The sequence below is a fragment of the Isoptericola variabilis genome (assembly GCF_050311655.1).
Lineage (GTDB): Bacteria > Actinomycetota > Actinomycetes > Actinomycetales > Cellulomonadaceae > Isoptericola > Isoptericola variabilis.
In genome coordinates this window covers 214,972-227,816 of record NZ_JBNOZM010000004.1, presented here as the reverse complement: position 1 = coordinate 227,816, position 12,845 = coordinate 214,972, and the positions used below count along the sequence as shown (strand labels likewise).

At 75.5% G+C, this 12,845-nt stretch carries 11 protein-coding genes; 3 read left to right on the top strand and 8 right to left on the bottom strand.

Annotation, left to right across the window (positions count from 1 at the left end; all coding sequences use genetic code 11):
- Positions 1 to 14: 14 nt before the first annotated feature.
- The 6 genes from ACQP60_RS10845 to ACQP60_RS10820 all read right to left on the bottom strand — a co-directional run bounded on the left by ACQP60_RS10845 (position 15) and on the right by ACQP60_RS10820 (position 5,485).
- Positions 15 to 1,538, bottom strand: a complete 1,524-nt coding sequence (locus tag ACQP60_RS10845; protein ID WP_429732013.1) for an alpha/beta hydrolase family protein — start codon at positions 1,536 to 1,538, stop codon at positions 15 to 17.
- Between the two features lie 85 nt (positions 1,539 to 1,623).
- The gene (proB, locus tag ACQP60_RS10840) at positions 1,624 to 2,754 is read right to left on the bottom strand and encodes a glutamate 5-kinase (protein ID WP_429732010.1); all 1,131 of its coding nucleotides are present in this window, start codon (positions 2,752 to 2,754) and stop codon (positions 1,624 to 1,626) included.
- A 25-nt stretch (positions 2,755 to 2,779) separates the two neighbouring features.
- The gene (gene obgE, locus ACQP60_RS10835; protein WP_429732007.1) at positions 2,780 to 4,297 is read right to left on the bottom strand and encodes a GTPase ObgE; all 1,518 of its coding nucleotides are present in this window, start codon (positions 4,295 to 4,297) and stop codon (positions 2,780 to 2,782) included.
- A 94-nt stretch (positions 4,298 to 4,391) separates the two neighbouring features.
- Positions 4,392 to 4,649 (bottom strand): 50S ribosomal protein L27, encoded by a 258-nt coding sequence (gene rpmA / locus ACQP60_RS10830; protein ID WP_429732004.1) that lies wholly within the window; start codon positions 4,647 to 4,649, stop codon positions 4,392 to 4,394.
- A gap of 83 nt (positions 4,650 to 4,732) precedes the next feature.
- Entirely contained in the window at positions 4,733 to 5,041 is a 309-nt protein-coding gene (gene rplU, locus ACQP60_RS10825; protein ID WP_429732712.1) for a 50S ribosomal protein L21, read from the bottom strand.
- A gap of 234 nt (positions 5,042 to 5,275) precedes the next feature.
- Positions 5,276 to 5,485 carry a dodecin family protein gene (locus ACQP60_RS10820; protein WP_429732001.1) on the bottom strand — a complete coding sequence of 70 codons (210 nt, stop codon included), beginning with the start codon at positions 5,483 to 5,485 and terminating at the stop codon, positions 5,276 to 5,278.
- Between the two features lie 141 nt (positions 5,486 to 5,626).
- On the opposite strand from ACQP60_RS10820, the gene ACQP60_RS10815 reads away from it, so the two are divergent.
- From ACQP60_RS10815 to ACQP60_RS10805, 3 genes are all read left to right on the top strand, one after another.
- The gene (locus ACQP60_RS10815) at positions 5,627 to 6,244 is read left to right on the top strand and encodes a protein-L-isoaspartate O-methyltransferase family protein (protein WP_429731998.1); all 618 of its coding nucleotides are present in this window, start codon (positions 5,627 to 5,629) and stop codon (positions 6,242 to 6,244) included.
- A gap of 35 nt (positions 6,245 to 6,279) precedes the next feature.
- Positions 6,280 to 7,119, top strand: a complete 840-nt coding sequence (locus ACQP60_RS10810) for an inositol monophosphatase family protein (RefSeq protein ID WP_429731995.1) — start codon at positions 6,280 to 6,282, stop codon at positions 7,117 to 7,119.
- A 91-nt stretch (positions 7,120 to 7,210) separates the two neighbouring features.
- Positions 7,211 to 8,314, top strand: coding sequence for a fatty acid desaturase family protein (locus ACQP60_RS10805; protein ID WP_429731992.1), 1,104 nt, complete (start codon positions 7,211 to 7,213; stop codon positions 8,312 to 8,314).
- A 22-nt stretch (positions 8,315 to 8,336) separates the two neighbouring features.
- On the opposite strand, the gene ACQP60_RS10800 is transcribed toward ACQP60_RS10805, so the two are convergent.
- Positions 8,337 to 8,915 (bottom strand): thymidine kinase, encoded by a 579-nt coding sequence (locus ACQP60_RS10800; protein ID WP_429731990.1) that lies wholly within the window; start codon positions 8,913 to 8,915, stop codon positions 8,337 to 8,339.
- A 112-nt stretch (positions 8,916 to 9,027) separates the two neighbouring features.
- Positions 9,028 to 12,543: an Rne/Rng family ribonuclease gene (locus tag ACQP60_RS10795; RefSeq protein WP_429731987.1), complete on the bottom strand. Its 3,516-nt coding sequence runs from the start codon at positions 12,541 to 12,543 to the stop codon at positions 9,028 to 9,030.
- Positions 12,544 to 12,845 lie beyond the last annotated feature (302 nt).

Below are 12,845 nucleotides of genomic sequence, written 5' to 3'. Positions count from 1 at the left end.
GCGGCAGGCCCCTCTCACCAGGAGGGACGAGGTGCGGGCGGAGGCGTGAACCGGGTGAACGCCGGGGCGTGGTCGAAGGTCTGCAGGGTGACGACCTCGAAGGTGGCGCGGTAGTCCGGGCCCAGGGCGTCCGCCGCCCGGTTCAGCGCCCGCGACGCCAGGGTGGGCCACCGCCCCGTGTCGATCCGCCGCTCCAGCGCCCGCAGCGCGACGAGCTCCTCCGCCAGGCTCACGGACAGGTGTGCGCCGCGCTCGACGTACAGGCTCCGCAGCCGCGCCGGGTCGCCCACCTCGCGCACCCGGTGCGCGAACGAGCGCTCGCCCGACGGCGGGGCCCCGCCGTCGCCCGTCGTGTGCAGCGTGAGGACGGGCGACGGCGTCGTGCCCTCCGGGCGGTGCGCGACCATCGCCGCCCGGGCGCCCGGGTCGGCCTCGATCGGCTCCACGGCCTCGAGCGTCGCCAGGTCGGCCCGCAGGTCGAGACCGGCCCGCGCGTACGCCGCGACGACCTCCGGCGCGGCGCCCGACCGGGCGAGACGCGCGCGCAGGTGGTCCAGGCCGGTGCTGCTCGGGTTGCCGCCGAGCTTCGCCTCGAGGTCGTCGCGCGCGGCGGGGCCGAGGCCGAGCGTGTACGCGACGATCAGCCACTGGGCCTGGCCGCGCGCCCGATCCTCCGGGGTGCGGGGCTCGGGCTCGTTCATCCAGTACCAGCCGGAGACGGTGCCCAGGGACGCGATGAGGGCGATCCGCGCGCGCCCCTCGGGGGTCTCCTGGGCCGCGGTGAGCGCGGCCACGAGCGCGTCACGGCTGGCCTCGCCGTCGACCGCCTCGACGAGCTCGATCGGGTTCCCCTGGCCGTCGGTGCCGTCGGTCAGGAGGGCACGTGTCGCGGCGTTGATGTCGAGGATCGTGTCGAGGTGGCCCACCCAGTCGAGGGCGCCGCCCACGGTGAGCACGCCGTCGATCCGCTCGGGCTCCGTCTCCGCGTGCTTGATCGCGGTGACCGCGCCCATCGACTGCCCGTACGTGATCGTGCGGTCCGGCTCCGCCACGTGCGTCTCGAACCAGTCGAGGAGGCGGGACTGGTCGGCCACCGCCGTCGGGACCGTGAAGTCCAGGCCGTCGCCCTGGAAGAGCGAGGCGGCGACGGCGTAGCCGTGCTCGGTGAGCATGCCCGCGCTGAGCTCCTGGTTGCCCAGCAGGTGCGGCACGGGGAAGCCGCCGAAGAACTCCGACGGGTAGTGGCCGTGGCTGAACAGGACCAGCGTGCCGTTCCAGTCGTCGGGGACCTGGACGCGGTAGCGGGCGCCCGCCAGCTCGCCGCAGTACTCCGTCACGCCCGGGCCCGTCGGCGCGCACGCGGACGGCTCGACCGATGACGCAGGCGACGGGGCGGAGGCCGCGGCGGACGCCGGCGGGCCGACGGCGAGCGCCGTGACCCCGGTGACGAGGACGGTGACGCATGCGGTGACGAGGGCGGTGGTGACCGCGGTGACGAGGGCGGTGGTGACCGCGGTGACGTGGTGCGGACGGCGCATGCCGACCTCCTGGGTCCGGTGGCGCGCCGACGCGCGCCGCTGCACCTACGGACGACGCCGGCCCGGCGAACTCATCGGCGCGAGCTCATCGGCGGTGCTCGAGCACCAGGTCGTCGCGGTGCACGACCTCCCGGTCGTACCCCTCCCCGAGCTCGGCCCGCAGGTCGAACGTCGACCGGCCGAGCAGGCCCGGCAGCTCGCCGGAGTCGAACGCGACGAGCCCGCGCGCCACGACCGCGCCGTCGGGGGCGACCAGCTCCACGGGGTCGCCCGCCTCGAACGTGCCCTCGACGCGCGTGACGCCCGCGGGCAGCAGCGACGCGCGACCGCCGAGCACCGCCCGCGCCGCGCCGTCGTCGAGGTGGAGGCGGCCGTGGGACTGCGCGGCGTGCGCGATCCACAGCCGCCGCGCCGTCGTGCGCCGGCCGGTGACCGCGAAGAAGGTGCCGACGTCCTCGCCCGCCAGCGCGGCCGCGACGTTCCGCGCGCTGGTGAGCACGACCGGCACGCCGGCGCCGGTTGCGATCCGGGCCGACTCGAGCTTGGTGACCATCCCGCCGGTGCCCACGGCGCTGCCGCGGGCCGTCACCTCGACCCCCTCGAGGTCGGCGAGGTCCGCGACGTGCGCGATGCGCCGGGCGCCCGGGCGCGACGGCGGCGCGTCGTGCAGGCCGTCGACGTCGGTGAGCAGCACCATCGCGTCCGCGCGCACGAGGTGCGAGACGAGGGCCGCGAGGCGGTCGTTGTCGCCGAAGGTGAGCTCGTCGGTGGTCACGGCGTCGTTCTCGTTGACGACCGGCACGACGCCGAGCGCGAGCAGCCGCTCCAGCGAGCGCTGCGCGTTGCGGTACCGCGACCGGCGCACCGTGTCCTCCGCGGTGAGCAGCACCTGCCCGATCTGCAGCCCGTGCGCGGCGAACGCCTCGGTGTACCGCGCCACCAGCTGCCCCTGGCCCAGCATCGCCGCGGCCTGCATGGTCGCGACGTCCCGGGGCCGGGAGCTCAGGCCGAGCGGGCCGATGCCGGCGGCGATCGCGCCCGAGGAGACCAGCACGACCTGGGCGCCGGCCGCCGCTCGCGCGGCCAGCACGTCGACGAGCGCCCGCAGCGCCGCCAGGTCGAGGTGACCGTCCGGGCCGGTGAGCGACGACGAGCCGATCTTGACGACGATCCGGTGTGCCGTGGGCAGGCTGGCGCGGGAGCTGGCGGCGTTCACCCGTGCATTGTCGCCGGAGCGCGGGTCAGGCGTCGTCGGGGTCCGTCCAGTGACCCGACTGGCGCTCGGTCCACAGCTCGCGGCGCGCCTCGGTCTTGGCGTCCATGCGCTCCTGGTGCTCGCGACGCTTCTCGCCGCGGGTCGGCCGCGCGCTCTCGTCGAGGCGCAGGTCCGTGCCGCGCGCGCCGAGCAGCTCCGGCCCGGTGGTGAGCGTGGGCTCCCAGTCGAAGACGACGGCGTTGCTCGGGTCGCCGATGCGCACCTCGTCGCCCGCGACGGCGCCGGCCTTGAGCAGCCTGTCCTCGACGCCCAGCTTGGCGAGCCGGTCGGCGAGGAACCCGACGGCCTCGTCGTTGTTGAAGTCCGTCTGGCGCACCCAGCGCTCCGGCTTGGAGCCGCGCACCTCGTAGTAGACGCCCTCGTGGTCCTTCTTCGCCGTGACCGTGAAGCCCGACTCGTCGACGGCCCGCGGGCGCAGGACGACACGCGTCGGCTCCGGCGCGGGCGCGGCGGCGCGGGCGCGCTCGACCAGCTCGCCCAGGGCGAAGGTGAGCGGGCGCAGGCCCTCGTGGCTCGCCGTGGACACCTCGAACACCCGCAGGCCGCGCGCCTCGAGGTCGGGGCGCACCAACTCGGCGAGCTCGCGCGCCTCGGGCACGTCGATCTTGTTGAGCACGACGAGGCGCGGGCGTTCCGTGAGCGGCACCCGGCCGCCCTCGATCTCGAGGTCGCCGGCGTACGCGGCCAGCTCGGCCTCGATGACGTCGAGGTCGCTGAGCGGGTCGCGACCGGGCTCGAGGGTGGCGCAGTCGAGCACGTGCACCAGGACGGCGGTGCGCTCCACGTGCCGCAGGAACTCCAGGCCGAGGCCCTTGCCCTCGCTCGCGCCGGGGATGAGGCCCGGCACGTCGGCCACCGTGTAGCGGGTCTCCCCCGCCTGCACGACGCCGAGGTTCGGCACGAGGGTCGTGAACGGGTAGTCCGCGATCTTGGGGCGCGCGGCGGAGATGGCCGCGACCAGCGAGGACTTGCCGGCGCTCGGGTACCCGACGAGCGCAACGTCGGCGATCGTCTTCAGTTCGAGGACGACGTCCCGCTCCTCGCCCGGCTCCCCGAGGAGGGCGAAGCCCGGCGCCTTGCGCTTCGGGGAAGCGAGCGCGCGGTTGCCGAGGCCGCCGCGGCCGCCCTGCGCGACGACGTACTCCGCCCCCGCACCCACGAGGTCGGCCAGCAGGTTGCCGTCGCGATCCTTGACCACCGTGCCGTCCGGCACGCCCAGCACGAGGTCGCCGCCGTTGGCGCCGTCGCGGTCGTCGCCCATGCCCTGCGTGCCGTTGGTGGCACGCCGGTGCGGCGAGTGGTGGTACTCGAGCAGCGTCGTCACCTGCGGGTCCACGACGAGCTTCACCGTGCCGCCGTCGCCGCCGTTGCCGCCGTCGGGCCCGGCGAGGGGCTTGAACTTCTCGCGGCGGATCGACGCGACGCCGTGGCCGCCGTCACCGCCCACGGCGTGCAGCACCACGCGATCGACGAAGCTGGCCATGGTCAGATCCTCTCAGGCAAAGCGACGAGGGGCGCACCGCGACGGTGCGCCCCTCGTCGTCGACTCGGGTGGGAGTCGGGGAAGTGTGTGCGGCTCAGACCTCGGCCGCGACGATGTCGACGACCTTGCGGCCGCGACGCGTCGCGAAGGCCACCGAGCCGGCGGTCAGCGCGAACAGCGTGTCGTCGCCGCCACGGCCGACGTTCTCGCCGGGGTGGAAGTGGGTGCCACGCTGGCGGACGATGATCTCGCCGGCCTTGACGGCCTGGCCGCCGTAGCGCTTGACGCCGAGCGACTTGGCGTTCGAGTCACGACCGTTGCGCGAGGAGCTCGCGCCCTTCTTGTGTGCCATCTGTCAGACCTGCTTTCTGCGAAGAACGAGGGGATCCGTGCCGCGGGCCGTGCTGCGAGGTGTCGCGCTCGGCCCGGCGGGGGTCACTTGATGCCGGTGACCTTGAGGCGGGTCAGCGGCTGGCGGTGACCCTGGCGCTTGCGGTAGCCGGTCTTGTTCTTGTACTTGAGGATCGTGATCTTCGGGCCCTTCTCGTCCCGCACGACCTCGGCGGTGACCTTGACCTTCGCCAGCTTCGCGGCGTCGGTGGTCACCTTCTCCCCGTCCACCAGAAGCAGAGCGGGCAGCTCCACCGTGTCACCGGCCTGGGCCTTGACTCGGTCCATGACGACGATGTCCCCGACGGACACCTTCTCCTGACGGCCACCGGCCTTGACGATCGCGTACACCACGTTGCTGCTCATCTCTCCTGGTCTGGGCATGCCGCACGACGTTCGTCACCGACTTGGTCTGCAACTCGGCCCGCCGCGGCGGTCGAGTGCGGTGCGTCCTGGGCACACGGGACTGGCACGCCACGGGCGCGCCGACGTCCAAGACTACGTCACGGCGCCGATCGGTTCAAACGTCCTCCGCGGTCGACGGCCGTGACGTGCCCCACCTCACGGGCCTGGCTCAGGGGGCCGGGCTCACCCCTCGAGCACGAACGTCACCTGCAGGTCCACCTGCCACGCGACGATCGCGCCGTCCGACACCTCGACCTTCTGCTCCTTGACCCACGCCCCGGTGATGTGGCGGACCGTCTGGCCCGCCCGCTCGAGGCCGACGCGGATCGCGTCCTCGAAGCTCGTGTCCGACCGGGCCGTGATCTCCGTGACGCGCGCGACCGTGCCTGCCATGTCGTCCTCCGATCTCGGGCGGCCGGCGTCCGTCGCCGGCCGCTCCTTCGATGGTCGGCCCGGCCGGGGCTGCTCGCCCGGTGGCGCCCGCCCGGAATCGCTCGCCCGGTGTCCGGGACCCTCCGGGGCGACGATGGAGGGATGACCGGACGGACGGGGCGTACCGACCTGCCGACGGGGGCCGGGGGTGTCGACGACGCGGTGACCGCGGCGCTTCGCGACGTCGACCGGCGGGGATTCCTGCCCCGCGCGGCCGCGCGGTGGGCGGAGGCCGACAGCCCCGTCGAGATCGGGCACGGCCAGACGTGCTCGCAGCCGTCGACCGTGGCGGCGATGCTCCGCCTCCTCGACGTCCCGACGGGCGCGGACGTGCTCGACGTCGGCTCCGGCTCGGGCTGGACGACGGCGCTGCTCGCGCGGCTCGTCGGGCCTGCGGGCTCGGTGCTGGGCCTGGAGCGGCACGCCGACCTGGCCGCCTGGGGCGCGGCCAACGTGCGGCGTGCCGGTATGCCGTGGGCCCGGGTGGCACGGGCGGACCCCGGCCGGCTCGGCGCCCCCCGGCCCGGCGGCTGGGACCGGGTGCTGGTGTCCGCCGCGCCCACACGACTCCCCGAGGAGCTGGTGGACCAGGTCGCCCGCGGCGGGCGGATGGTGATCCCCGTGCGGCACGTGATGGTGCTGGTGACCCGTGACGAGGACGGCACGGTGCGCATCTCCGAGCACGGGACCTACTCGTTCGTACCGCTCGTCGTGGACTGAGCCGTCGCCCGCCCCGACGTGCCAGGATGCCGGTCATGACGGCCACCCCACCGCGTTCCCCCGCGACGCCCCCGCCCGTCGGTCCGTCGGACGCCCAGGTCGCGGTCCGCGCCGCCCTCGCCGGCGCGGCCGAGGTGGCGGCCGCCTTCCGACGCCCCGTGACCCGCCACGCGAAGGCGGGGCTGGACTTCGCCACCGACACGGACGTGGCTGCCGAGCGGGCGGTCCGCGCGGTCCTCGCCGCGGCGCGGCCGGGCGACGCCGTCGTCGGCGAGGAGCTGGGCGCGTCGGGCGGCGACACCGCGCGGCGCTGGTTCGTCGACCCGCTGTGCGGCACGCTCAACTTCGCCGCCGGCGTCCCGGCGTTCGGCGTCAACGTCGCGCTCGCGGAGCGCCGCGACGGCGTGGAGCGCGTCCTGGCCGCGGCCGTCGCCGACCCCCTCACCGGCGAGGTGGTCTGGTCCGACGGGACGCGCACCCGCGTGCGGGGCGCGGCGGTCGACACCGACGCCTCCCCCACCTCCGTGAGCCGCCTCGTCAACGTGGACGTCGACAACGGCGGCGGGGCGCCCGCCCTCGTCGCCGACGCCGGGCTGCGCGCGGCCTGGGCCGTGCGGGTCGCGTCCACGTCGCTCGCGCTCGCCTGGGTGGCCGCGGGCCGGCAGGCCGCCTACGTCACGGGGGCCGCGGTCGACGGCAGCGTCCACTTCCTGCCCGGCGCCGCCCTGTGCGAGGCGGCCGGGTGCGTGGTCACCGATCTCGACGGCGGACCCGTGCGCGGAGGCCGCGGCCTCGTCGCGGCGGCCGACGCCGCGACGTCGCGCGACGTGCTCGCCCGGCTGCGCGCACTCGGGGGGACAACCCCCTTGTCGTGAACCTACGGGTCCGTAGGCTCGAGACATCCGCACGATCGAGCGTCTGCTCACCACGCGGCTGGGAAGCCGACCCCGACCCTGCGAGGCACGCATGCCCCCAGTCGTCCCGGCCGCTCCCCAGGCCACCATCGTCCGCGGCGGCGACGCCGCGACCCGCGTCACCAGCACGTACGCCGCGCTGTCCCAGGAGGTCCGCGAGGCCGGGCTGCTGCGCCGGGCGTACGGCTACTACCTCGTCAACGGGCTGGTCCTCCTCCTCGCGCTCGGCGGCGTGGCGACCGGGTTCGTCCTGCTGGGCGACTCGTGGTTCCAGCTCCTGGTCGCCGCCGCGCTGGGGGTCGTGCTCACGCAGCTGGCCTTCCTCACGCACGAGACGGCGCACCGCCAGGTCTTCGCGTCCGGGCCGCTCAACGACCGTGTCGGCCGCATCCTCGCGAACGCCGTCGTCGGCATCAGCTACTCGTGGTGGATGACGAAGCACACCCGCCACCACGCGAACCCCAACCAGGTGGGCAAGGACCCCGACGTCGCGCCCGGCGTCATCTCCTTCACGCGGGAGGCGGCGGCCGACCACCACGGTTTGCTGGGCGCGATCACCCGCCGGCAGGGGTGGCTCTTCTTCCCCCTCCTCACCCTCGAGGGGATCAACCTGCACGTGACGGCCGTCCGGTCGCTGCTCACCGGCCCGCCCGAGGACCACGCGTCGCGGCGGCGCGAGCTCCTCACCGTCCTGGTGCGCCTCGCCGTGTACGTCGCCGTGGTCCTCTGGTGGCTTCCCCTCGGCCTCGGCCTCGCCTTCCTCGGCGTGCAGCTCGCCGTGTTCGGCGTCTACATGGGCGCGACCTTCGCGCCGAACCACAAGGGCATGACGATGATCCCCGCGGGCAGCCGGATCGACTTCCTGGCGAAGCAGGTGCTCACCTCCCGCAACGTGCGCGGCGGCGCCTGGATGAGCGTCCTCATGGGCGGGCTCAACCTCCAGGTCGAGCACCACCTGTTCCCGAGCATGCCCCGGCCGCACCTGGCGCGGGCGCGAGTCATCGTCCGTGCGCACTGCGCGCGGCTCGGGCTGCCGTACACCGAGACGTCGCTGCTGCGCTCCTACGCCATCGTGGTGCGCTACCTCAACGAGGTCGGGCTCGCCGCCCGCGACCCGTTCGACTGCCCGCTGCGCCAGCGGCTCGGACGCCGCTGAGCGTCCGGCGGCGCGCCCGCCGTCAGCGGGCGCGGTGCTGCCGGCAGCGAGCCTCGTACGACTCGGACCCGCCCACGTGCCCCGACGTCGGGGCCAGCGCGTCGTCGCCGGCCGGTGTCGCCTCGAGCCGGACGTGGAACGCCGCGTCCCGCCCGCAGACCGCGCACACCGCGGTGAGCTTGGTGACCGACTCCGCGACCGCCATGAGCTGGGGCAGCGGGGCGAACGCACGACCGTCGAACGTCACCGACAGCCCCGCCACCACGACGACGAGGCCCGCGTCGGCGAGCGCCGTCGCGACGTCCACCAGGTCGGGGCCGAAGAACTGCGCCTCGTCGACCGCCACGAGCTCGACGTCCTCCGTCACGAGCGCCGGGATCCGGGCGGACTCCCGGACGCTGCGGGACGGCACCTCGAGCCCCGAGTGCGAGGCGACCCTGCCCGGCCCGCTGCGCGTGTCCAGCTCGTGCGCGACGACGAGCACGCCGCGGCGCGCCACCTGCGCCCGGTGCACGCGGCGCACCAGCTCCTCCGTCTTGCCGGCGAACATCGGGCCGGCGATCACCTCGAGCCGCCCAGCGCTGCGGTCGTCCACCGTCATGGCCCGAGCATGACACGCCCCGACCACACGACAGGGCCCGGGGGCGACGTCCAGACGTCACCCCCGGGCCCTCGACCCGACCCGGTGGTCGGCTCAGGTCACTCCGCGCTCGTCATTCGGTGCCGGTCACTCCCGCGGCCGCAGCCTCCCCAGCACCCGACTGAGCAGACTTCGGGGCCCCGGCTCCTTTGCGCGCGCGGCGCGGAGCCTTCTTCGCGGGCTTCTCGACAGGCGCGGTCGCCTCGGGCTCGGCGGCCGCCGTGTCCGCTGGCTCGGCCGCGGCCGCGTCCGCCACGGGCTTCCGCTCGGGCAGCGAGATGAGCGTCTCCGGCGCGACGGGCGTCACGGCCGGCGGCTCGACGGGCTCCGGCAGGACCAGCGGCGCCGGCGAGGCAGGGGCCTGCGCGGCGGGCGCGTCCGCCACCGGGGCGGCGTCCTTCGCCGTGTCCTGGGCCGCGCCGTCCTTCACCTCGTGCTCGTGGGCGTGCGCCGCGGCGGCGGCGATGGTCGCGAGCGTGGCCTTGACCGCCTCGCGCGCCTCGGAGCGGTCCTCGGGCAGGGTCGGCACCTCGGCCGCGGGCGCCGGCGCGGTCTCGGCCTGCTTGCCGCCACGCTTGCGGCGCGACCGCTTCGAGCCCTCGCCCTGGTCGCCGTCGTGGTGCTGGTGGGCACCGTTCTTCTCGATCGGCTCGCTGTGCACGATGAACCCGCGGCCCTTGCAGTGCTCGCAGGTCTCGGAGAACGCCTCGACCAGGCCCTGGCCCACGCGCTTGCGCGTCATCTGCACGAGGCCGAGCGAGGTGACCTCGGCCACCTGGTGCTTGGTCCGGTCCCGACCCAGGCACTCGACCAGCCGGCGCAGCACCAGGTCGCGGTTCGACTCGAGCACCATGTCGATGAAGTCGATGACGACGATGCCGCCGATGTCGCGCAGCCGCAGCTGGCGCACGATCTCCTCGGCCGCCTCGAGGTTGTTCCGCGTGACGGTCTCCTCGAGGGTGCCGCCCGCGCCGGTGAACTTGCCCGTGTTGACGTCGATGACCGTCATGGCCTCGGTGCGGTCGATGACCAGCGAGCCGCCGGACGGCAGCCAGACCTTGCGGTCCATGCCCTTGGCGAGCTGCTCGTCCACGCGGTGCACGGCGAACACGTCGGTGCTCTCCGTCCACTTCGTCACGCGGTCGCGCAGGTCGGGGGCGAGCTCCTCGACGTACTGGGCGATCTCGTCCCAGGCGCCCTGGCCCTGGATCTGCAGCGACGAGAAGTCGTCGTTGAAGATGTCGCGGACGACGCGGATCGCGAGATCCGGCTCGCCCTGCAGCAGCGCCGGGGCGCTGGCGGACTTCGCCTTCTTCTGGATCGCGGCCCACTGCGACTCGAGGCGCTCGACGTCGGCGCGCAGCTCGGCCTCGCTCGCCCCCTCCGCGGCGGTGCGCACGATGACGCCGGCGCCCTCGGGGACGACGTCGCGCAGGATCTTCTTGAGCCGGCTGCGCTCCGTGTCGGGGAGCTTGCGGCTGATGCCGGTCATGCCGCCGCCGGGCACGAACACCAGGTAGCGGCCGGCCAGCGTGACCTGCGAGGTCAGGCGGGCGCCCTTGTGCCCGATCGGGTCCTTGGTGACCTGGACCAGCACGGAGTCGCCCGACTTGAGGGCCTCCTCGATGCGGCGCGGCTGGCCCTCGAGGCCCGCGGCGTCCCAGTTCACCTCGCCGGCGTACAGGACGGCGTTGCGCCCCTTGCCGACGTCGACGAACGCGGCCTCCATGCTGGGCAGCACGTTCTGCACGCGGCCGAGGTAGACGTTGCCGACCATCGACGCCTGCGACTGCTGCGAGACGTAGTGCTCCACGAGCACGCCGTCCTCGAGCACGGCGATCTGCGTGCGGCCGTCGCGCTCGCGCACGACCATCGACCGCGTCACCGACTCGCGGCGCGCGAGGAACTCGGCCTCGGTGATGATCTGGCGGCGGCGTCCGGCGTCGCGCCCCTCGCGGCGGCGCTGACGCTTCGCCTCGAGGCGCGTCGAGCCCTTGAGCGCCGTGACCTCGTCGCGGTCGCGGGTACGCGCCACAGCGGCCTCGGCCCGCTCCTGGCGGGTGCCGCGGCGACGACGACGCCGGCGGCGGCTCGAGGCGGACTCCCCGCCGTCGTCCTCGCCCTGGTCGTCCGCCTGCTCGCCCGACCGGTCCTCGCCGCGGTCGTCGGCCTGCTCGCCGTCGCCCTCGGTCGACTCGTCGTCCTCGGCGCCGCCCTCGTCGGAGCCGTCCTCATCGAGGTCGGCGTCGGAGCCGGACTCGCCCTCGGGGCGGCGACCGCCACGACGGCCGCGCCCGCCCCGGCGACGACGGCGGCGCGGACGGATCTCGTCGTCCTCGCCGTCCTCCTCGCTCAGGTCCTCCGGGCCCAGGTCGACGAGCTCGATGCCCTCCGCCACGAGCTCGGACTCGATCGCGCCGACCTCCTCGACCGCGGCCGCCTCGTCCTCGCTGAGCTCGACGTCGACGACCGGCTCCGCCGACGTCTCGGCCGGGGACCCGACGGGCTCCGCGACCTGCGCCGCGCCAGCGGCGGGCGTCTCGTCGGCGGCGTCCGGCGTCGTCTGCTCGGCGGTCTCGGTGCTCTTCGCTGCGCGGGTGCCGCGCGTGGCGCGCCGCGACCGGGAGCGGGTGGGCTCGCCCTGCGCGGTGTCGGCGGCAGGGGCGCTCGTCGCCGCCGCGCGGGTCGTGTCCTCGACGGGGGCAGCGTTCTCGGCGTCCGCCGGGGCGTCGTGCGGGCGCGGCGGGCCGGCGGGCGCCTGCGCCCGACGCGACCGGCGCGCCGTCGACAGGTCCGGGGCCTGGAACAGCACGGCCGTCGTCGCGAGGCGCGGGGTGACCGACCCGCCGCCCGTCGCGGCGGGCGAGCGCGGCGCCGTCTGCTCGGCGGCGCTCTCGGCCGACGCCTCGCCGGACTTCGGCGCGGCCTTGTCCGCAGCCTTGCCCGACGCCGTGTCCGAGGTCTTGTCGGCGGCCTTGCGCGTGGCGGCCTTCTTGCTCGTCTTCTTCGCCGGGGCCTTCGCCGCGGGGGCGCCCTCGGCGTCGGCCGGCGTCGCGGCCGCGGCGTCCTCCGCGGGTTCGGCGGCGGCGTTCTCGGACTTCGCGGTCGCGGTGCGGCGCGCGCGGGTACGGGTGGTGCCCGACGCGCCGCGGCCCTTGGCCGGGGCGCCCTCGGCGTCGGCGGCAGGCGCCTCGGCGGCCGGCTCCGCGGCGACGGGCTCGCCGGCGGGCTCGGTGGCGGGCTCAGTGACGCGCTGCGCGCCGGCGGTGCGGGTGGCGCGACGGCGGGTGCGCGCGGGCTTCTCGGCCGCGTCCTCGGCGGCCCGTCCGGCGGGCCCCTCGGGCAGGACGATGTCGGCGAGCGACGAGGCGCCGGCGGCGGGGGCGTCCGCCCCGGTCTCCGGGCGGGCGTCGGCACGCTCGGGCAGCACGAGGTCGGCGAGCGAGGACGCGGTAGCGGGCGCGGGGGTCGCGGCCGGCTGCTCGGCCCGCGCGCCCTGGGGGGCTGCGGCGGGCCGGGTGGCGCGACGACGGGCGGGCTTGCGGCCCTGCTCGGCGGGCTGTGCGTCGGTCGGGTTGTCGGACGTCACGGAAGGCGCTCCAGCTCCGGCGGCCCCGCCCCCACACGTGCGGGCCACCGGTGGTCGTCGTCGGACGGGCGCGCTGCTCAGCGCGCCGGCCGACGGAAGTCTCGGTTCCGGCTGCGGCACCGCGCTCTTCGCGGACGCCCGCCGCCCGGCCTCGTGCCTGGCGGCGGCATCGCGTGCGGATCGCGAGTGCTGCGAGCTCGTGGGCCGCCCCGGGATGTGGGCCCGGACGGCTTCGGACCAGTATCGCATCCTGCGCGCCCCACCGCGTGACCCGACGCCGCACGTCGCGCGCCCGAGCCACC

Excerpts from the sequence above, each read along its gene's own strand:
- ACQP60_RS10845 (WP_429732013.1), bottom strand. The coding sequence starts at position 1,538 with ATGCGCCGTCCGCACCACGTCACCGCGGTCACCACCGCCCTCGTCACC.
- obgE (WP_429732007.1), bottom strand. The coding sequence starts at position 4,297 with ATGGCCAGCTTCGTCGATCGCGTGGTGCTGCACGCCGTGGGCGGTGAC.
- rpmA (WP_429732004.1), bottom strand. The coding sequence starts at position 4,649 with ATGGCACACAAGAAGGGCGCGAGCTCCTCGCGCAACGGTCGTGACTCG.
- ACQP60_RS10820 (WP_429732001.1), bottom strand. The coding sequence starts at position 5,485 with ATGGCAGGCACGGTCGCGCGCGTCACGGAGATCACGGCCCGGTCGGAC.
- ACQP60_RS10815 (WP_429731998.1), top strand. The coding sequence starts at position 5,627 with ATGACCGGACGGACGGGGCGTACCGACCTGCCGACGGGGGCCGGGGGT.
- ACQP60_RS10810 (WP_429731995.1), top strand. The coding sequence starts at position 6,280 with ATGACGGCCACCCCACCGCGTTCCCCCGCGACGCCCCCGCCCGTCGGT.
- ACQP60_RS10805 (WP_429731992.1), top strand. The coding sequence starts at position 7,211 with ATGCCCCCAGTCGTCCCGGCCGCTCCCCAGGCCACCATCGTCCGCGGC.
- ACQP60_RS10800 (WP_429731990.1), bottom strand. The coding sequence starts at position 8,915 with ATGACGGTGGACGACCGCAGCGCTGGGCGGCTCGAGGTGATCGCCGGC.